At 62.7% G+C, this 20,421-nt stretch carries 17 protein-coding genes; 6 read left to right on the top strand and 11 right to left on the bottom strand.

Features of this window, described 5'->3' with window-relative positions; genetic code table 11:
• Positions 1-9: 9 nt before the first annotated feature.
• Genes ACIA48_RS10675 through ACIA48_RS10660 form a run of 4 tightly spaced genes read left to right on the top strand, consistent with a single transcriptional unit; the run spans position 10 to position 8,608 of the window.
• The gene (locus ACIA48_RS10675; protein WP_396730481.1) at positions 10-5,553 is read left to right on the top strand and encodes a type I polyketide synthase; all 5,544 of its coding nucleotides are present in this window, start codon (positions 10-12) and stop codon (positions 5,551-5,553) included.
• A gap of 50 nt (positions 5,554-5,603) precedes the next feature.
• Positions 5,604-6,392, top strand: coding sequence for an ABC transporter ATP-binding protein (locus ACIA48_RS10670; protein ID WP_396730770.1), 789 nt, complete (start codon positions 5,604-5,606; stop codon positions 6,390-6,392).
• On the top strand, positions 6,392-7,249 hold the full coding sequence (locus tag ACIA48_RS10665) for an ABC transporter permease (protein ID WP_396730479.1): 858 nt from the start codon (positions 6,392-6,394) through the stop codon (positions 7,247-7,249). The genes ACIA48_RS10670 and ACIA48_RS10665 overlap by 1 nt, the downstream gene beginning before the upstream one ends.
• Positions 7,250-7,252: 3 nt before the next feature.
• The gene (locus ACIA48_RS10660) at positions 7,253-8,608 is read left to right on the top strand and encodes a cation:proton antiporter (RefSeq protein ID WP_396730477.1); all 1,356 of its coding nucleotides are present in this window, start codon (positions 7,253-7,255) and stop codon (positions 8,606-8,608) included.
• Here ACIA48_RS10660 and ACIA48_RS10655 read toward each other — a convergent pair.
• Genes ACIA48_RS10655 through ACIA48_RS10645 form a run of 3 tightly spaced genes read right to left on the bottom strand, consistent with a single transcriptional unit; the run spans position 8,605 to position 11,004 of the window.
• Entirely contained in the window at positions 8,605-8,895 is a 291-nt protein-coding gene (locus ACIA48_RS10655; RefSeq protein ID WP_396730475.1) for a hypothetical protein, read from the bottom strand. The genes ACIA48_RS10660 and ACIA48_RS10655 overlap by 4 nt on opposite strands.
• Positions 8,896-8,903: 8 nt before the next feature.
• The gene (locus tag ACIA48_RS10650; RefSeq protein ID WP_396730473.1) at positions 8,904-10,097 is read right to left on the bottom strand and encodes an amidohydrolase family protein; all 1,194 of its coding nucleotides are present in this window, start codon (positions 10,095-10,097) and stop codon (positions 8,904-8,906) included.
• A gap of 37 nt (positions 10,098-10,134) precedes the next feature.
• Positions 10,135-11,004: an amidohydrolase family protein gene (locus ACIA48_RS10645; protein WP_396730471.1), complete on the bottom strand. Its 870-nt coding sequence runs from the start codon at positions 11,002-11,004 to the stop codon at positions 10,135-10,137.
• A gap of 235 nt (positions 11,005-11,239) precedes the next feature.
• Between ACIA48_RS10645 and ACIA48_RS10640 the strand changes: the two genes are divergently transcribed.
• Complete coding sequence (locus ACIA48_RS10640) at positions 11,240-11,809, top strand: TetR family transcriptional regulator (RefSeq protein ID WP_396730469.1); 570 nt, start codon at positions 11,240-11,242, stop codon at positions 11,807-11,809.
• 36 nt (positions 11,810-11,845) lie between these two features.
• On the opposite strand, the gene ACIA48_RS10635 is transcribed toward ACIA48_RS10640, so the two are convergent.
• Together ACIA48_RS10635 and ACIA48_RS10630 are read right to left on the bottom strand one after the other, a co-directional pair.
• Complete coding sequence (locus ACIA48_RS10635) at positions 11,846-12,703, bottom strand: mycofactocin-coupled SDR family oxidoreductase (RefSeq protein WP_396730467.1); 858 nt, start codon at positions 12,701-12,703, stop codon at positions 11,846-11,848.
• A 69-nt stretch (positions 12,704-12,772) separates the two neighbouring features.
• Positions 12,773-13,576: an SDR family NAD(P)-dependent oxidoreductase gene (locus tag ACIA48_RS10630; RefSeq protein ID WP_396730465.1), complete on the bottom strand. Its 804-nt coding sequence runs from the start codon at positions 13,574-13,576 to the stop codon at positions 12,773-12,775.
• A 92-nt stretch (positions 13,577-13,668) separates the two neighbouring features.
• On the opposite strand from ACIA48_RS10630, the gene ACIA48_RS10625 reads away from it, so the two are divergent.
• Positions 13,669-14,475 (top strand): SDR family NAD(P)-dependent oxidoreductase, encoded by an 807-nt coding sequence (locus ACIA48_RS10625; RefSeq protein WP_396730463.1) that lies wholly within the window; start codon positions 13,669-13,671, stop codon positions 14,473-14,475.
• Between the two features lie 12 nt (positions 14,476-14,487).
• Here ACIA48_RS10625 and ACIA48_RS10620 read toward each other — a convergent pair whose 3' ends face one another.
• The 6 genes from ACIA48_RS10620 to ACIA48_RS10595 are packed head-to-tail and all read right to left on the bottom strand — an operon-like array spanning position 14,488 to position 20,328.
• On the bottom strand, positions 14,488-14,934 hold the full coding sequence (locus tag ACIA48_RS10620; protein ID WP_396730461.1) for a nuclear transport factor 2 family protein: 447 nt from the start codon (positions 14,932-14,934) through the stop codon (positions 14,488-14,490).
• Between the two features lie 16 nt (positions 14,935-14,950).
• On the bottom strand, positions 14,951-16,240 hold the full coding sequence (locus ACIA48_RS10615) for a DUF427 domain-containing protein (protein WP_396730459.1): 1,290 nt from the start codon (positions 16,238-16,240) through the stop codon (positions 14,951-14,953).
• A gap of 41 nt (positions 16,241-16,281) precedes the next feature.
• On the bottom strand, positions 16,282-16,584 hold the full coding sequence (locus tag ACIA48_RS10610; RefSeq protein WP_396730457.1) for a hypothetical protein: 303 nt from the start codon (positions 16,582-16,584) through the stop codon (positions 16,282-16,284).
• Positions 16,581-18,107: a class I adenylate-forming enzyme family protein gene (locus ACIA48_RS10605; protein ID WP_396730455.1), complete on the bottom strand. Its 1,527-nt coding sequence runs from the start codon at positions 18,105-18,107 to the stop codon at positions 16,581-16,583. The genes ACIA48_RS10610 and ACIA48_RS10605 overlap by 4 nt, the downstream gene beginning before the upstream one ends.
• Entirely contained in the window at positions 18,104-18,862 is a 759-nt protein-coding gene (locus ACIA48_RS10600; RefSeq protein WP_396730453.1) for an SDR family oxidoreductase, read from the bottom strand. Before ACIA48_RS10600 ends, ACIA48_RS10605 begins: the two co-directional genes overlap by 4 nt.
• Complete coding sequence (locus ACIA48_RS10595) at positions 18,859-20,328, bottom strand: aldehyde dehydrogenase (RefSeq protein WP_396730451.1); 1,470 nt, start codon at positions 20,326-20,328, stop codon at positions 18,859-18,861. Before ACIA48_RS10595 ends, ACIA48_RS10600 begins: the two co-directional genes overlap by 4 nt.
• Between the last annotated feature and the right edge of the window lie 93 nt (positions 20,329-20,421).

Here is a 20,421-nt window from a genome sequence, read left to right as displayed (position 1 = left end):
CCCGGAAACATGACTGCTGAAAACAGAACCCCTGAGCCGCTGGCGATCGTCGGAATCGGTTGCCGATTTCCTGGCGGTGGCGATTCCGCCGAGACCTTTTGGCGGTTGCTATGCGACGAGATCGACGCCACCACCACGGTCCCGGCAACGCGCTGGAATGCGGCTCGATACCACGATCCCAACCCGGCCAAGGTAGGCAAGGTCGTCACCCGTAGAGGCGGATTCCTCAGTGAGATCGATCAATTCGATCCACAGTTCTTCGGAATTTCTCCGCGCGAAGCGCATTCGCTCGATCCGCAACAGCGTCTCCTGCTGCATGTCACGTGGGAGGCGCTGGAGGACGGCGGAATTTCGGCTGACAGCCTCGCGGGAACCGATGTCGGAGTGTTCGTCGGTGGCTTCACCCTCGACTATCAGCTCTTGCAGAACCAGGGCCGTACCAGTCGCTATCGATTCAAGTCTCATTCCGCCACCGGGATGATGATGACGATGCTGGCCAACCGGATTTCACACGCCTTCGATTTTCGCGGCCCCAGCATGTCGATCGACACGGCGTGCTCCAGCTCGCTGGTGGCCGTACACCTTGCAGCACAGAGCATTTGGAGTGGTGAGTCCGATCTCGCAGTTGCTGGCGGGGTGAACGTCATGATCGGCCCCAACACCGCCATCGCGGAGTCGAAGAGCGGGTTCCTCAGTCCCGAGGGACGTTCGAAAGCCTTCGACGACTCGGCAGACGGATACGCGCGAGGTGAGGGCGCAGCCGTCGTCGTCCTGAAACCGTTGAAGCAAGCACTGCTCGACGGTGACGACATCTACGCACAGATCCTCGGCACGGCGGTATCGCAAGACGGCCATACCGACGGCATCACAGTGCCCCGAGAGGAAGCTCAGGAAGCGGCGATCAGGACAGCGCTCGGCCGCGCCGGCGTCCACCCCGCAGAGGTGGGGTACGTGGAGGCACACGGCACCGGAACTCCGGTGGGTGACCCTATCGAGATGCGGGCGCTTGCCAACGCGCTGACGTCAGATCGGTCGTCGGACGATCCCCTGCTGATCGGATCGGTAAAGACGAACCTGGGCCACCTCGAGGCCGGCGCCGGGGTGGCCGGACTGATCAAGGCGGCACTGGTTCTCAAACACGGATACATTCCGGCGAACCTGCACCTGAAGAACCCGACCCGTCACGTCAGCCTCGACGACCTGAGGATCGATATTCCTCGCACCGGGCAATCGTTTCCCGACCGAGTTCGACGTATAGCCGGGGTGAACTCTTTCGGATTCGGTGGCACGAACGCGCATGCGGTGCTTGCGGAGCCACCCGCTGCGGTCTCTGCCGCTTCTTCGGACGAGCCGACAGGGCGCGCACTAACCGTTCTGCCGATTTCGGCACGTAGCGAGGAAGCCTTGGTCGCCACCGCTGGCCGACTGGCCGAGCATCTGACCACGAGTACGGACGTCACATTGCCGGATCTGGCGTACTCGCTGGGACAGCGACGCGCGCACCTCAACCATCGTCATGCTGTCATCGCAGACAGCATCGACGATGCGCGAGAACAATTTCAGGCGCTTGCCGATGGCGGTCAGATCCTGACGGGCCGCATCGGTTCCACCGTGCCGAAACTGGCATTCGTGTGCACCGGCATGGGGCCTCAGTGGTGGAAGATGTGCCGAGGCCTGCTGGATGTCTTCGAAGAGTTCACGGCCAGCATCACGCGCAGCGACCGAGAACTGTCCCGCTACGCGACGTGGTCGCTGATCGACGAGTTGCGGCGCGATGAAACCCACTCCCGTATGGGGGAAACGGAGATCGCCCAGCCCGCCAACTTCGCCATACAGGTGGCGTTGGCCGAACAGCTTGCGCACTTCGGGATCACGCCGGACGCGGTGATCGGTCACAGCGCGGGTGAAGTCGCTGCTCATCACCTGGCCGGACTACTCACCTTCGAGCAGGCGATCCACGTGATCTACCACCGAAGCCGTCTTCAGCAACGCACAAGCGGGCAGGGTCGTATGCTCGCCGTCGGTCTCGACGCCGACGCCCTCATGCACGCGCTCGATACCGAGGCCATCGACGAATTCGGACAACGTCTTTCGATCGCCGCGATCAACAGTCCCTCGGCAGTGACCATCGCCGGGGACGGCGAGGCCCTCGACCGCGTCGCCCGGCAATTGAACGACGCGGGGATTTTCACCCGCTATCTCTCAGGCAGCGTGCCCTATCACACCCACTACATGGATGCGGTGAAGGACGATCTCTTAGGTGCGTTCGAAAGTCTGTCATCGAAGGCCGCCACGCTTCCGTTGTACTCGACGGTCACCGGCGAGCAGTTGGACGGTTACTCGGCGGGCGCCGCCTACTGGTGGCAGAACACCCGCGCGACCGTACTGTTCGAACCGGCCATGCGCCGGATGCTGGAGGATGGCTACACACACTTCGTGGAGTTGGGACCCCACCCTGTTCTGGCAGCGTCGATTCTCGAAACAGCTGGGCGGCAGCGAGTCTCGCTCATGGCGTCGCAGCGGCGCGATCAGGACGACGGCCGCACTCTGTTGACTTGCGTTGGTGCGTTGTACGGCCACGGCCGCGAGATTGCCTGGAACGCGGTGCAACCGCATGCAGCGGGGCGACTCGTCAAGCTGCCGTCGTACCCGTGGCAGACGAAACGGTACTGGGACGAGACGCAGGAAGCGACGGAGTCGCTCTTCTACCACCCAGTGCATCCGCTGCTCGGTCAACCGGTGAGCGCCGTCCATCCGACGTGGGAAGCCGAAATAAGTACTGTGCTCAACGCGTTCCTCGCCGACCACCGAGTGCAGGGAAGTGTGGTGCTGCCTGGTGCGGTCTACATCGAGATGGCTCTGGCAGCTGCCAGGGAAACGTATGGATCGAATCACAGCGTGGACAACTTGGTCCTGCACCGCGCGGTCCTGCTTGACGATTCGTGCGACCCCATTCTGAGGACCACGCTGAACGAAGCCAGCGGCACACTGGAATTCGCCGCGTTCACGGCCAGCGCGGACGGAGATCTCAGGTGGACGATCACCGCGACTGCGGAACTCGCCACCCTCCCGACGCCCCCCGGCGGCTATGAACCACCAGCAGTCGACGAACTGGTGACGTCAGTCGGCGGCGACGAGTTCTACGACCGAACGGCGGCTATCGGATTCGACTACGGCGAATCGTTCCGGTCTGTTCAGCGCGTGACTGCCGGGGAGGACTGGGCGGCCGCCGAGATGGAGGTTCCGGGTGGTGTCGCGGCGGAGCTCGACTGCTACCACTTTCATCCGGCGATCATCGATGGCGCCTTCCAAACACTCTTCGGTGCACCATTTCTCGGGCAGAAAGAGAACGAGGAACCGTATCTACCGACTCGCATCCGTCGTTGCGCGGTCTATGGCGCACCCGAAAGGCGGATGACGGTTCGCGTAAACGTGGTGTCGGCCACCCAAGAGGCGGTCGAAAGCGACATCACGATCACCGACTCCCGCGGAAATCCGCTCGCCGTTTTCGACGGCTTCGTCGTGCAGTCATTGAGCACATCCTCACGGATGTCGCCCGATCACATCGACAAAGGGCTATACGAGCTTCAGTGGTCGGAGAAATCCGACGAGACCGATGAAGAGTCCTCCAAGGGAGGCGATAACCGACGCTGGCTCATCCTCATCGATGACTCCGGAGTCGGCTCAGCAGTCGCCGACGAACTGCGACGTCGCGGCCACAGCGTCGCCACCGTCGAACACCGCGCCGTCGAAGCGCTCACCGGCACCGACGGAAGCTACGCGATCAACCCTGCACACCCTGCCCAACTCGCCGAGCTGGTCGCTACACAGCTCGACAATGAATGGGATCTCGCCGGCATCATCAATTGCTGGCCCACGGACATCGGCTCACCCGCAGACGGCTCGGACAACGATTTAGGTGCGTTCACTGTCCTGCGCCTCGTCAAGGCGCTTTCGCAGCACGGTGCCGTAAAGCCTCGTCTCTATCTGATCACGTCGAACGCCCAACCGGCGCCGGGAACGAAACTGATTGAAACGCGACAGTCCGCCGTCTGGGGCCTCGGACGCGTCATCGGTCATCAGGAGTTCACCGACCACTGGGGCGGTCTCATCGACATCGATGACACCGACGATCAGAGAGAGACTGCGGTGCGCATTTGCGACCACCTCACTGAGGACCAGTCCGAAGACCAACTCGCCATCCGCGGCGACACCACATTCGTTCCGCGCCTACGCCCGTGCAAGAACCTGACGAAGCCCTTCCCGACGAAGCTCACCCCCGACGCGACCTACGTCGTCACCGGGGGAGCGGGGGCCCTCGGCCGGATCGTGGCCACCTACCTTGCCGAGCGCGGTGCGCGGCACATCATCCTGCTCGGTCGAAGCGCCCTGCCGCCGAGGGAGAGTTGGTCTGCGCTGTCTGACGATGATCCACATGCCGCGACGGTCGCGGCGATCCGAGCGATCGAACGCCTCGGCGCCCACGTCACCACCGCCAGCGTCGACGTCGCCGATGCCGATCAGGTGAAAGCGTGGATCAACGAGCACGATCGTGTGGGCGGCCGCCCGGTACGCGGAATCGTGCACGCCGCGGGCGCGGTGGCCGACCAGCTTCTCGTCAACATGAGCGAGGAAGACTTCGCCAAAGTACTAACTCCCAAGATCACCGGCACCCGCGTGTTGCACGACGCCTTCAAAGGCCACGACCTGGAGTTCTTCGTGATGTTCGGGTCGGCGGGATCGACCATCGCTTCACCAGGTCAGGGAAACTACGCGGCGGCGAACGCTTTTCTCGACGCGTTCGCGCACTACCGGCGCGCACAGGGGTCGCCGGCACTCACCATCGGGTGGGGACCATGGTCGGTGGGCATGGTCGAGGAACTGAAACTCGAGAAGGTCTACGCGCAGCGCGGAATCGAGTTGATCACGCCCGCTGTGGGCATGCGAATCCTCGATCGCCTGATCAATCAGCGTGCGGCCAACGTCGTCGCGATCACCGCCGACTGGAACCGAGCCCGGCACGCCGGACTGAGCGGAAAGCTGCCGCCGATGTTCGTCGAACTCGAAGGGGCCGAAACATCTGATCAGCAGCTGGATTTGGAGGCCTCGGTACTCGACATCCTCGCGGACACTGCCGCAGCCGACAGACAGGGAGTGATAGCAGAGCATGTCCACCGGGTCGTTGCGACGGTATTCGACTGCGCCACAAGCGACATCGCAGCCGATGACATGCTGGACGATATCGGCCTGGACTCCATGATGGCGATGGACTTCAGGGTCAGGATCAACTCGACGTTCTCGATCGACATTCCGGTGCTGGAGATACTGCAGGGCGTCAGTGTGAACTCGCTGTCTGAGCGAATACTGCGCGAGCTCCACTCGATTCATGGCGAGACGACCGCAGCCACCGAAGATTCGACACCTACGCAGCCACCAGCTGTCGACGACGTGGAACAGCTCATGAGCGAGCTGTCGGACGCCGACCTGAGGCAGTTGCTGACTGAACTGGAGGCATCAGCTGTCGAACCGGATTCGGGAGGCAGTGAGTCGTGACTTCCACAGGAGCGGTGCATGTTCGGGGGCTATCAAAGACCTACGGCCGAATGCAGGCCGTGCAGGATCTGGACCTCGACGTCGGATACGGCGAGATCGTCGCGATCCTCGGACCAAACGGGGCTGGCAAGTCGACGACGATCGAGATCCTCGAAGGCAATCGAAGGCGCGACTCCGGGCAGGTGCAGGTCCTCGGGGAAGACCCAGGAACGGCGGGGAGGAGCTGGCGCGCGAGGATCGGCATAGTGCTGCAAGAGGCGAGCGACGCGGGGATGCTCACCGTGTACGAGACGGTCCAGATGTTCACCCGTTGCTACGGCACCGCGAGGACTCCGCAGGACGTGCTCGAACTCGTCGGGCTGGCCCCAGTATCCGGCTCCAGGGTCAGGGCCTTGTCTGGCGGACAGCGCCGTCGGCTCGACGTCGCCCTCGGCATCATCGGCATGCCCGAGGTGCTGTTTCTCGACGAACCGACGACCGGCTTCGATCCTGAAGCCAGACGCCAATTCTGGGATTTGATCAAACTACTCGCGAGCGACGGCACGACAATCCTGCTCACCACTCACTATCTGGAGGAGGCGGCCGCACTGGCGGACCGTGTCGCGGTGATCGCAGGCGGCAAGGTCGTCGCGGTCGATTCGCCGACGAAACTCGTCGAACACGTCAACACGACGGCCACGGTTCAGTGGATGGACGGAGACGAGCTTCACATCGAGCACACCAACTTCCCGACCGAATTGATCAGGCTACGAAGCCGAGACGGCGCCGAGCTGGCGCAACTGACGGTCACCAGACCCACACTTGAAGACGCATACCTGAATCTGATCGGCGTGGCGTGATGTCCGTCGATCACACTGAAAAGCCCACGCTCATAAGAGAACGGGCCGTGCACGCCGCGGCGCCGATCCCGTCGGCGGTGCGCATCGGATTCTCCAGGGTCGTCCCCGAGCTGAAGATGTTCTACCGCCGGCCGGAACAAGTGGCGTTGACATTCTCGATGCCGGCGCTGATCTGCCTTCTCCTGGGCTCGATCTTCACAGCGAAACTGCCGGAGACCAACATCAGCATGGGAGCCGTGATCGCGGCAAGCATGCTTGCCTACGGAATTCTGTCCACGTCGTTCATCAACTTGGGCATAAGCATCGCTGCGGACCGTGACACCGGGGCTCTGAGGCGACTTCGCGGAACGCCGGCCACCGCGTCGTCGTACTTCATCGGAAAGATCATGCTGGTCGCCATCGTGAGTCTCGCCGAAGCCGTAATCCTGTTGCTGGTAGCAATTTTCGTCTTCGGTCTACGTCTGCCAACTGACGGTTACGGGTGGTTCACGCTGACGTGGGTCTTCGTTCTGAGCATCGTCAGCTGCTCGCTGTTGGGCATCTTCATCAGCAATGTTGCGAGCAATGCCGTCTCCGCTGCCGTCATCACCAACGGTCCTGCGGTCGGTCTACAGTTCCTGTCCGGAACCTACGTGCCTCTGATGGTCTTGCCGACGTGGATGTTGATCGTCGGATCGATCTTTCCCGTCAAGTGGATGGCTCAAGGATTCCGATCCGTCCTACTGCCGCCGCAGATGGTCGCCTTCGAACCGGCTGGGAGCTGGGAGCACGGACGGATATTTCTCGTGCTGGCGGCCTGGAGTATCGGTGGACTGATCGCCTGCCTCAGTGTTTTCCGTTGGTCGGACAGGGGTTGACCGATGCCCTCATTACTCAACATCACCTACCACTTCTTCCTCCAGATTGTGGTTATCCTGCTGACCTACCGACTGCTGTGGCCGCTGTTCCGCCGCCTCGGTCAGGTCCAGGTGGTCGCCATCATGGTGGCGGGATTCCTGCTCGGCCCTTCGGTATTGGGGTGGATTTGGCCCGACGCTCAGCAGTGGCTGTTTCCGACGAAGCTGACCATCGGTGCCGAAACGATGACGCACCCGAACCTCACGGCCATCTACGTCGTCGGCCAACTCGGGCTCGTGCTCTATATGTTTTTGGTGGGAGCGTCGTTCAAACTCGACATTCTCAGCGCGCACACCAGGCAGGCGGGCGCCACCTCGGCGGCCGGTATCGGCGTTCCTCTGGTCCTCGGGGGAGTCGTCGGATGGTGGATGGTCAGCCTGGGCGGCTACTTCACGGACAAAGTCGCACACTGGCAAGGCGGCCTGTTTGTCGCAGCGGCCGTGGCGATCACGGCGTTCCCGATGCTGGCGTGGATTGTTTACGATTCCGGCCTTCTCAACACGCGGTTGGGAACGATGTCGCTGTCGTGTGCCGCGGTCGACGATGCGTGCTCCTGGGTCCTGCTGGCGACCGTCGTCGCCACAGCCAAAGGGAGCCTGGTGGGCGCGTTTATCGCCATCGGCGGTGGCTTGGCCTACCTGGCGTTCATGGTGTACGTCGGCCGTCCGCTCCTCGCGCGGCTCGACACATGGGCACCGCGCCGTGCTGACGTGGAACGCACGGGCGGCCTGCCCATCGCACACGTGAGCGTGGTGCTGCTGGTTGTGCTGACGGCCAGTTGGTTCACCGACATCGTCGGGATCTATTCGGTTTTCGGCGCTTTCGTCGCCGGCATCGTGATGCCGCGGGGCGCGCTGTTGGATTCGATCCGCGAGCGGTTCGAGCCGTTGACCGCCTACCTGTTGATCCCGGCGTTCTTCATCTACTCAGGGTTGAACACACAACTCACTCTGATCTTCGACGGCCAGACGTTGCTCATGGCCGCTGTCGTCTTGGTGGTCTCGTTCGTCGCGAAGTTTGGTGCCGTCGGGCTTGCCGCCCGCTGGCAGGGCATGAGTTGGCACGAGGCAGGCTCGATGGGTGCGCTCGCCAACGCGCGTGGATTGATGGAATTGATCCTGCTGAACATCGGCTACGAAGCGGGACTCATCTCCGGCAAGCTCTACACGATCCTCGCGCTCATGACGATCGTCACCACATTTGTCGCGACCCCGCTGCAGCGGCTGTTCGAGCGCCGCCTGCAGAAGTCAGGATCGCGGTTCGGTCCCGACGGCGTGGAGCGTCGCACCCCAGTTGCAGCTGCCGCGGCGTCCGATTAGCTGCCCGACGTCCAGTCGTCGACGAGATCGGCCCATCGGCGCGAGATCGCCTTCGCGAGCTCGCCGCGCCTACGCCTGGTGTTGACGTCGTCTGGCTCGATGGCGCCAACCGCCAGTCGCGCCGTCTCGTCGATCTGATCCCGCTCGAGGCCGAACTCCAGCAGAGCGTCGAGATCGTGCGTGGTGTCGATTTCCTCGGGCAGCGGTGACCGGGCCAGAAGAACGGCTGCGTTCTCCTCGCCGACCTCCAGCAGCATCGCGACGAGGCTGCTTTTCTCGACCTTCATGGAGCCCGTCAGACCGGGCGGCGGGTTGCCAAACCGATACCGTTGTCGCGCATGATCGTTCGGCACTGTGCGGGCGTGTAATCGAAGTTCTCCAGGTCCTTGATGTAGGACGCCGGTTCGGCAAGACCCTCGACATGGGGATAGTCCGAACCCATGATGATGCGATCCACGCCAACGAGTTTGAGAAGACTGGCGAGTTCGTCTTCGTAGAACGGGGACACCCAGATGTGGCGTCTGAACGTCTCCCGCGGATCTTCCTGGTAGATGAAGGGGATCTGGCCATAGGACTTGGTGAGCTTCTCGAATAGGTGGAACACCCAGGCCGAACCGCTCTCGATCGACGCCATCCGCAGGTTGGGGAAGCGCAGGAAGAGGCCGTTGTGAAGGTGGTTGGCGAAGGTGTCCTGGATGGGGTCGCCGGAGAACAGCGTCCGGAAGCCGAGTAGCGCTTGGAACGACATCATGTAGTCCGGCTCGCCCCAGGCAGGCATGAACTTCGAGTAGTACGTCTCGCCGGAGTGGTAGCAGACGGTGATGCCGGAGTCGTTCGCCAACTGCCAGAACTCGTCGAACATGGGGTCACCCGGCGCGCGCATGCCGACATCGGTGGCGATCGGTCCGGGGACCATGACGATGAACCGAGCGTCACGCTCCAAGGCCCATTCAAGTTCCTGCACTGCAGCTTTGGGCTTGACCATGGTGATATACGGTGCGGCGAAGATCCGCTCCTGGTAGGCGAAACCCCAGTCTTCGTCCATCCACCGGTTGAACGCGTGGAACGTCGCGACGATCGCGTCGAGATCCGGCAGCAATGCTTGCTCCATTCCGACGCCCAGCGTCGGCAGCATGATGCAGCCCTGCATGCCTTGTTCGTCCATGAGCGCCAGCCGCGCGTCGCGGTCGCGGTAGGCGGCCGGGATCGGCTCCAGGTCACCGAACAGGGCGTTCATGTCCGCACCCTTGGGGTTGCGGCCGCGGAAGTACTCGTCGAGCGCCCCGGGCTTTCCGACGGGATCGAACGTCGGATTCGGGATGAACCTGTTGACCTTGCCGCCGACGAGCAGACGCTGCCGGCCGTCGATCTGCGCCCACTGGATCGCGCGCTTCCGGAACGCGGGATCGATATGTCGGGTGAACGCGTCCAATGCCTCGTAGTAGTGGTTGTCACAGTCGAAGAACGTGAAACCCAGATCTGTCGTCATGTGAAGTCCTTCCGTGGCCCTGTCAGCTGTATTCGGGTCAGGTCTCGAGGCCAAGGATGCGGGCTGCGTTGCCGTACAGGAACTTCGGCCACACCTCATCCTTGAGTGGCACCTTGGGCATGTCGCTGAAGATCCGTTCGAGCGAGAGCCCCATCGGGAAGTAGCCGGCGTAGAGCACCTTGTCTGCTCCGCGGGTATTGGCGTAGTCGATGATGGCCTCTGGGTAGTACTTGGGAGCGAACGCCGACGTGGAGTAATAGAGGTTGGGCCACTTCAGCATCAGCTTCACCGCGAGGTCCTCCCAAGGCTCGCAGCCGTGTCGGGTGACGAAGACGAGATCAGGGAAGTCGAACATCACGACGTCGATGCGCGAAACCTCTTGTGGCGCAAACGGCACGCGTGGTCCCGGCACGCCTGCGCACACGAAGATCGGGATGCCGAGTTCTACGCAGGTGGCGTAGATCGGATACATCTTCGGGTCATCGATCGCGACCTGCGGAAAGGTCCCGGCGGGAAACACCGATGTCGCCCGGATACCGTAGTGCTCGTAGTCGCGGCGGATGGCGTTCACCGAGCCCATGACGTCGTTCGGGTCGGCGATGGCGCCGGAGGGTATGAACCGGTCCGGAAATGTCTTCAGCGCCTTGTCCGCGGACTCGCCCTCTGACACGCCGATCATGGCTTTCTCGATGCCGAACCGATCCATCTGTTGCAGCAGCAGCGATACCGGATCGTCCGTCGGCAGATCCTTCGGCACGTCCTTGAACATGTACTCGACCGGGAACTCGAAGTCCTCTTTGGACTCACGATCCTTGGTCTGCCTGCGGATGAAGTCGTACTGCGCCGATCCCTCATGCGGGAAACCGATCATCGTGTCGATAACCGGCAGACCGACGGGTCCAGCCATGACGTCCTCCGCTCGAATGGGTCCATGCAATGGTCGCCATCGCCTTACAATATTGAAACACAGTTCTAATTGAGTCAAGAAACCGAGCCCCGCGTGCGCGAGTTACAGCTGGTAAGTCGTGTGATTTCGGGTTACATTCGGGCGTAGGCATTGGAACTGTGTTCTGAAAGCGAGGTGCTCAGTTAGCGTCAAAGCGGTCGAGCCGCCCCCGTCCGACGTTCTTGCGATAGCCGACATGACCAGTCGGCAGTTGGCCCGCCGGGCCAAGATCGTCGAAGCCGTCATCGCACTGGTCGGTGACGTCGGGGCCGATGCTGTGCAGATGCGTGACGTCGCCCAGCGGTCTGGAGTCGCGCTCGGCACTGTCTACCGGTACTTCAGCTCCAAAGAACACCTGCTGGCGGCGGCGCTGGAAGACTGGCAGAAGCGATTGACTCGACGTGTGGTGTCGGCGAGCGACCCCGTCGGTGATGGGCCGCTGCCAGGAATACTCGACTACCTTCAACGCGCACAGCGGGCGTTCCACCGCAACCCCAAGATGACCGCGTTGATGCTTCAAGCGATGACGTCGAAGGATCCCGACGTGAAGACGGGGATCGACCACATGGCCCGCACCAACGTCGAGATGTTCGACCGCCTGCTGGAAGGCGTTGCACCGGAACTTGTTCCGAACGTGAGCTTCGGCCTGAACGCCGCGCTGTCGAGCGCGCTGACCGCCGTGCTCACCGGTGCACTGACCCTCGACGAGGCACTGAGTCGAGTGGAATGGGTCGCGCGGACGCTGGTAGCTGCTTCCATGGCGTAGACGACGCCAGTTTCGATGTCGGCCGCAGGGCTGTGGTTACATGCCCATCTTGAGTCCGGCACCAGCGTCGACGAATAGTTGCTGCCCGGTGACGAACCGGGATTCGTCGGAAGCCAGGTACACCACCGCGTGCGAGATGTCCTCCGGTTCCACCCACGGCGTCGGCATAGCTTGCAACATCGGGAAAACCACCTCGGCATCTTCGCGGGTCGGTTCCGGAAGATCGGGCCGGAAGACCTTGTACATGGGCACGTTGTGGAGCATGTCGGTGTTCACGTTCGTGGGGTGAACGGCGTTGATCCGCACGCTGTGCGGAGCCATCGTGAGCGCCAGCGCCTTCGTATAGTCGCGGACCATCTTCTTCGCCATTCCGTAGCCGGCGCCGCCTGGACCCTGAGGGCCGCCACCAGTCGCGAGATCCTTCTGGTCGACAAGCCCGGCAATGGAACCCGTCACGATCACCGAGCCGCCGGCAGTCAAGTGTTCAAGGCCGACGTGGATGGTGTTGACGACGCCGACGAAGTCGACGTCGAATGCGTCGATGAAGCCCTGATACGCAATATGGTTGCCCTGAGGGCAGATTCCCGCATTCGCCACCACAACGTGCAGCCCGCCCAATTGTGAGACAGCGTCATCCAGCGCTGCCTTGAGTCCAGGTCGGTCGCGTACGTCGATCACAGCCGTCACGACCCGCTGGCCCGATTTCTCGATGAGTTTCGCTGTCTCGTCGAGGTCTTCGCGGGTGGCAAGCGGGTACTCGTTCGACTCGATGTCGGCGCAGATGTCGACGGCGATGATGTCGGCGCCTTCATCTGCGAGGTGAAGGGCGTGGCTTCGCCCCTGGCCACGGGCCGCTCCAGTGACGAGGGCGACCTTGCCCTTGAGACGGTTCATATGTCCTCCGTTGATTCGGTTCGATGCTTGATATCAGAGCAGTGGGCGCCTGTCGGGTGGGACGTCCGTCTAACCGAAGCTTGCCTGCATGTGCTCGCCCATGGCGGCTACTACTTCGGCCCTCGGCAGACGCGCATTGGCTGCAAAGTTCGCCTCGATATGGTCGCTTGCGTATCCCCTTGGGCCACTTCCGAATATTTCATAAAAGCGGGCTGCGCACTCCTCAGGGCTCTGTGCTCCTGCGGCACGCAAGCCAGATTCGACGTCAGGGGTGACGTCCATATTGCGGCGGAACTCAGGTGTCAGGGTCGTGCCGATGATGTAACCCATGACGTCGACACCGGAGCCGCGCAGCTCGTCCCACAAGCCCTCTGCGAGCAGCAACTCGTAGGCCTTGGCGGCGCCGTACGCGGCGAAGATGCGCAAGCCCTGCAATGCACCGCCGGACGAGCACAGCGCAATACCGCCACGCCGACGGCCGGTCATTTTGGCGGCGAGCGATTTGGTGAGCAGTGTGGGGACCGTGCAGTTCATGTACACATTGCGGACGAGTTCGTCGTCGGGGGTGTCGAGAAACAATCCGCGCGGCTCCGCGGCGGCGTTGTAGATGAACAGTCCAATCTCGAGATCGTCGACGCCCTGGATCACCTGCTGTACCGCATCGGGTCCGCTGAGATCCACCGATAGGGTGCGCGTTTGAACTTCGTAGGCTCGCTCGATGCGGGCGGCGACGTTGGCCAGCTTCGGTTCGGTGCGCGCGACGAGCACGACATTGCACCCCCGCTCGGCAGCGCCGGTGGCGAGCGCTGCGCCGAGGCCTTCCGATGCGCCGGCGACCAACGCCCAAGGACCGTACTTTTCATTGAACAGCATCAATTACTCCCGGTATCTCAGTGTGAAACAATAGAGCATTGAGTGTCTAGTCGTATAGTGCCTATGCAGACTCTCGCCGTCGAGGAGGCCTGATGGTTTTGCGTCGCGATGCGGTGTCGCTCGCTGGCCGTGTTGCCGTCGTGACCGGTGGCGGAGCAGGCATCGGGAGGGCGGTGGCGGCGGCTCTCGCCGAGTATGGGGCGAGCGTGGCGGTATGGGAAAAGGACACGACCTCGGCGGCCGAGGCCGCGGCGGAGGTCGGCGGCCTCGCCTGCGTGACCGACGTCCGTGATCCTGAGCAAGTCGACGCTGCCCTCGCCGCGACGGCGGGCGAACTCGGCACGCCGACGATTCTGGTGAACAACGCCGGTGGTGTGTTCTGGTCCGGACTCCTCGAGACATCGCCCAACGGCTGGGATTCGTTGATCCGGATCAACCTGACGCAGGTGATTCTGTGCACACAACGGGTAGCTCGCACCATGGTCGATGCGCAAGTAGGCGGCAGCATCATCAATGTCAGCACGATCGAAGGCGTTCGCGCGGCACCCGGCTTCGCCGCGTACGCGGCCGCCAAGGCGGGCGTCCTCAACTTCACCAAGACGTCGGCCCTCGAACTCGCCGCACATGGTATTCGGGTCAACGGTCTGGCGCCCGACTTCACGCTCACCGAAAGCCTCCGCCGAATGGCGCCGAACGGTGAGGCGAACGCCAAACTCATGGTGCCGCTCGGTCGGGCCGGCCATGTCGACGAGATGGCAGGAGCCGCAGTGTTTCTGGCAAGCGACCTGAGTTCCTACGTCACCGGCCAGACATTGCATGTCGACGGCGGCACAAGTGCAGCAGGTGGGTGGTATCACCACCCGACCAGTGGGCACTATGTGCTCGGCTACGTCGTGTGAACTCGTTCGCCATTACCATTGCCCCCGCACCTGCCGGTCTTCCGTGGCGTCGACGCGCACCGTGCGGTGAAGGATGCGCCAGCTGCGGTCTTGGCCCATCGCGTAGCGGTCGATGTACCTGATGTGCATCACGAGATCGCCACCTTGACCCGCATCGGAACTGAAGTGATGTGCGGTGCAATAGACCTCACCGTCGGCGTGATCACCGTCCACCTGGAAGAGGCCCTGTCCGAGGACGTGTGCCGTGCGGGGAAAGCGGTCGACGATCTTGATGATGCGCTGGATCTCGTTGTAGCCGGTCAGGTTTCCGGGTTCCTGCCCAGGCTGCTCCACCCGCATGGTCGCGTCTAGCGCAAAGACACTCAGCAGTGCGGGGATATCGCGGTGGTCGATCGCCGCTGCATAGCGGCGGGAAAGGGCTTCCAATTCGGGGTTCGGCACGGCGACCTGAATGTCCATAGGACCTGAAAGCCGATCACATTGCCGTTCGGCTGTCGTGCCCCATGTCTGTGGGACTGCGGCCGAAATTTCGGACCATCGCCTGAATCGTGTAGGAGGCGGCGAGGCGACCATCACGGGTGTGGACCCGTCCGTCGCCTTGAACGAGTCCTCGCCCTGACCAAAATGCGTGATTGGAGTACAGCAGCCAGTCACTGACATCGACGTCATCGTGAAAGGCGATAGTGGCCTTGATGATTCCGGTGGACAACGTGTCGTGCGCGCGAGCCTCGCCGAAACCACGGTGAGGCAGCATGCCAGCAGCAATGGTCCAGTGCGTGGTCGACTGCGCCAGAAGCCCCTGGTGTAGATATTGCTCATCAGGTGCCTCCCGGAACCGGACCCACGCATCGATCACCGGTGGTCCGACCCGCTCCGGGTCCGGATCGTATGCGGCGTCGACGATTCTGATCTCTCGGCCGGTCATCCCGAAACCGGCGAACTGTACGGCCGTTTCGGGTCCCGGGGCTTCGGGCATGGGTGCGCTCTCGCGGATGACGTCGTCGGCACCGGAATCGGCGAGAAGCAACCCGACACTTCGCAATGTTGCATGTTGGCTGATGCGCACCTCGGCGGTCGAGAACGTTCGACCGTGCCGGAGTACATCGACGTCGATATCGACGGGTGCGGTGAACGATGCCGCCTTTGTGAAGATCATCGAAACAGAGGTGATCCGTTGTGCGGGAAGGGCCTTACTCGCGGCCACCACGGCTTCGGCGACGAACTGACCACCTTCCACGACATCGCGCCGGGTTGGGCCGTGGGCCGGGCCGATGAACGTGCGGTCGGAAGCGCGTTCGACATCGATGAGCCGCAGTAGCTCCGCCGCATCACCCCAGAGTGGAAACGTGGCGGGTACCTCGGTGCCGTCGGGCCATCGATCGACGACAACGATGCGCAGATCGCGGTTGTAAAACGACACATAACCTTTCAGGTCGGCGACTTCGGGCATCAGCGCACGATAGGTCCACACGGCATTGGCGCTCGGTTGATGCGGGCCGATGAGGTTCCAATAGCTGGCGCGTCCCTTGAACGGGCACACCGTGGTGTGATCGGACCCTTCGAAGTGTTGCCACTGCACCGAGGATTCCGGAAAGTACAGCCGGTCATCGTGATCGGTCTCCGTCACGATGAGACAGTCGTCGCTCTCGGCCAGCAGCGTGTCACCGGCCCAGACCTGTCCCTTCATAGCGCAGGGTGTCAGGTCGATTCGATAGTTCGGGTAGTCGGGCCAGAGCGACTTGACCTCATTGATGGTGTCCGCCATGTAATGCCCCTTCCGCGTTGCTTGGTCGGATTGGATTTGTCCTAGTCGCTGGCGGGCAAAGGCTTGGCTTCCTTGATGTTCAACGGTGTCGATCCAACTGACAGCGAACCGGCGCCGGCCTTGGTGACCAGCACCTCGGCCTCCGCGTCGTCGACATATCGTTTCCCCATATGCGTGCCGCCGGCGAAACCGTCGTCCAGCGTCAGGCTCGCATCGACCTCATCGGCGACGGGGATCATCGGCGAACCACCTGCGCGTAGGTCGTCGAGCGCCTCCGAACTGCGCACGATGATGACCTGGGTGTCGCACACCTGACTTTTCAGCCGAGTGCCGTTCTTGATCATGTGGACTCCTTCGCGTCCGCGTTCAGTTCGTCGACGATTTCGCGCCGCAATACCTTGCCGGTCGCATTAATGGGCAGCCCGCCGCGAAAGACGACGCGGTCCGGGGTTCTCGACCCCCGCAGACGTTCACGCACGAAACCCTGAAGCTCATCAGGATCGGGCTCCGACTCACCGTCGGGCACGACAACTGCGACGATGATCTGACCCCACTCGTCGTCGTCGGCGCCCACAACGACACACTCTCGTACGCGTGGATGTTCAACCAGGACGTCTTCGATCTCGGCCGGCGCGATGTTCTCGCCGCCGCGGATGATGGTGTCGTCGGATCTGCCCCCGATGAACAGATAGCCGTCATTATCGAGGTATGCGACGTCCTTAGTGGGGAACCAGCCTGCTGCGTCGAGCACCGAGCCGATGCCGGTGTAGCGGCCTGACACCTGCTCGCCGCGCACGAACAACTCGCCGGACTCGCCCGGTCCCAATACGGTGCCGTCTTCGGATCGGACCTGTACCTCGACCGTGGGGACGGGCTGGCCGACCGATCCCAGCCGGCGCGCCGCGACGGGGTCGCTTGACGTCACCGCCTTGCGGTGGTCCTCTGGGGTCAGTACGGCGATGGTGGAACTGGTCTCGGTGAGACCGTAAGCGTTCACGAACCCGACATGCGGCAGCAGTGCCAACGCCTTGCGCACCAGCGGCGCGGCGACCTTCGATCCGCCATATGCAAGCGTGCGCAGCGAGGGCAGTAGGGGAGACCCGTCGAGCCCTTCGAGCACAGTCACGATCCTGTCCAGCATCGTGGGGACCACAGTCGCTGAGGTGACCTTTTCGCGATCTACCAGTCGGACCCATTCGGTGGCGTCGAAGTTGGGGAGGTACACCATCTTACGTCCGGCGTAGAGATTCGAAAGGGCGGCTCCGATGCCTGCAATGTGATACGGCGGTACGCAGATCGCGGCAGCGTCTCCGGGTTCTGCCGACGCGAACTCGACGGTTCCCATCACGTAGCTGGTCAGGTTGTTATGGGTCAGCTCAACGGCTTTGGGTGCCGACGTTGTCCCCGATGTGAACAATACGACCGCCACCGAATCTGCTTCGGCGAATTCGGCCGCAGGTTCCGATATCCGCGCCGCGGCAACGAAGTCAGCGGCGGAAAAGGTCTGCGCGACCGTGCCGGCTAGGTCTCCAACCACATCGCGGTACTCGTCATCGACGATGACGACAGGCCGTGGCAGCCGCCTAATCAGCGTGCGCAAACCGTCCGCGGACAGCCGATAGTTCAACGGGGTGACGGGTACGCCAGCCCGTGCCGAAGCGAAGATCAGCAGCGGAAGCATCCCGCCGCCGGCACCGACGTAAGCGACGTGCTGGGCGCCAGAAGCGCTGATCACGCCGGCACCGCCGTCGGCGAGGGTGCTCAGTTCCGCAATGCTCAAGCGCAGGTCTCCGGAGACCAATGCAATGCGATCAGGTTCGGCGAGCGCCGCGTCCTGAGCCATCTCGAGCAGAAGTGAAACGCTCACGGCCGCAACGGCCCCGATGGTGACTTGACGACCACGGATTCCAGGCCGACCTCCGGGAAGTCCACGACGCTGCTGAAGACGCCCGCCAACACTTCGGCGACGTCCTCCGGCGTCATCCTGCTCGCTTGGACAAGGCCGCGCGACATCCATTCGGTCGCGGCTTCGCCGAGCACATCCGGATCGAAGGCGGACGTGAAATCCGTGGGGACGGTGCCGCTGACTTCGACGCAGCAGAACCTGTAGCCCGGATTCTCTAGGCGCCACGAGACCAAGCACCGCTCGAGCGCTGCCTTGCTCGACGAGTAAGCCCCAAGCGCCGAGTGGGGGTTTCGTACCGAATCCGAGGACATGGCAGCAACGATCGACGACGGCGTGAGGATTGGCAGATGCGCGCGGATCGTCTCGTGCACGCCAATGACATTTGTTTCGAACACATCGCGCCAGTCATGAGTATCGGTGTCGCCGAGCTTCTTCAGTGGTGCGTACCCCGTGCTGATCACCAGGAGGTCGACTTCCCCCAATTCCTCGCGGGCGACGGCAGCGACGCGGGCGCAATCCTCGGGTCTACGCACATCGGTGACCACCGGCGTACCAGAGCCGACCTCGGAGATGACCTCGGCGAGCTTGTCGGTGCGGCGGGCAGCGACGACGAGATGCGCTCCCTCCTTGCCCGCCCGAATTGCGAACGCTTTACCGATGCCGGCCGAAGCACCGACGACGACGACCCGTTTACCGGACAGCGACCGCGCCGTCATGATGCCCGTTGTGCAATCGATTTGATCTCCAAATACTCCTCGAAACCTGCCATGCCCATCTCCCGTCCGATGCCGCTTTGCTTGTAGCCACCGAATGGGACGTCGACGCCGTAGAACACCCCGCCGTTGACGTTGACCGTTCCGGTTCGAATGCGGTTTGCCACCGAGCGTGCTCGGTCGTCAGACGCGCTCACCACCGATCCGGACAGGCCGTAACGCGAATTGTTGGCGATCTCTACGGCATGGTCGTCGCCGTCGTGCGGGATGGCAACCAGGACAGGCCCGAAGATTTCCTCCTGAGCGACTGTGGCATTGGGAGCGACATCGGAGAGCAGTGTCGGCTCGACGTAGTAGCCCACCGGCAGATGCTCGGGAATGCCGCCACCCACCGCCAGCGTGGCTCCTTCGTCGATCCCTGTGTGGATGTAACCGAGTACCCGCTGTCGCTGTTCCTCGCGGATCAACGGGCCCATGAGGACAGATGAATCGGTGGGGTCACCATAGGACCAGCCTCTGAGCATTTCGCTCAGTGCGTCGACCCCCTCGCGATACCTGGCTCGGGGCAACAGAAGTCGGGTGGTGTTGGCGCAGCCCTGCCCCGCGTGAGTGGTCGCGGCGAATGCCGCCGATGTGATCACCGATCCGATATCGGCATCGTCGAGCGCTACCAGGGCCGATTTGCCGCCGAGTTCGAGGAACACCTTCTTGATCGTGGCCGCTGCCGCGGTCATGATGCGGGTACCCGTCGCCGTCGAGCCGGTGAACGAGATCATGTCGACGCGCGGGTCCTCGCACAGCTGCTGACCCACGTCGTGCCCAGCGGAGGTGACCACATTGACAACGCCAGGCGGAATATCGGTGTGCTCAGCAATGAGTTGCCCGAGAAGTGTTGCGCCGTAGGGCGTATCGGGTGCTGGCTTGAGTATCATGGTGCTCCCCGCGGCAAGCGCAGGCACCATCTTTGCGAGGTTGATCTGCACCGGGTAATTCCAGGGGGTGATTGCAGCGACGACGCCCACTGGTTCTCGTCGTACGGTGCGACGGGTTTTGATGCCGAACGGCTCGGCGATTCCAAGGTCGGTTTCCCACGCGTAGCTCTCGGCAAGATCTGCGACCCAGGGCAGCCCGGCCAGGGGAGCGTCGATTTGCGGGCCATATGTCAGCGCAAGCGGGCAGCCGACCTCGGCAACGGTGGTGTTGCGAAGTTGGTCGGCATGCTTGACCAGCGCCTCGTGCAGTTGCCGGATGCATCGCACACGTAGATCGTGATTTGTCGACCAGTCCGTGCTGTCGAAGGCTCGCCGCGCGGCCGTGATGGCTGCGTCCATATCCGTGGCCGTGCCGTCGGCGGCGGAGCCGATAGTCTTCTCCGTCGCCGGGTTGACGTTGTCGTATGCGCCGCCCGCTCCCGAGTCAACGAGCCGGCCGTCAATCAACATCCGCTCTTCGCGCCAGATCTCGGTCATGGGTCTCCTGATTCTCTGACCTGCACGCGCGAGGTTCACGCCGCAAGATCATAAAGAACAGTAATACAGGAGTTGTTCAGTTGAACAGAGAGA

Origin of the sequence: Mycobacterium sp. NPDC051804 (assembly GCF_044452905.1) — a bacterium.
Taxonomy (GTDB): domain Bacteria; phylum Actinomycetota; class Actinomycetes; order Mycobacteriales; family Mycobacteriaceae; genus Mycobacterium.
This window is presented reverse-complemented; position numbering and strand designations above follow the sequence as displayed.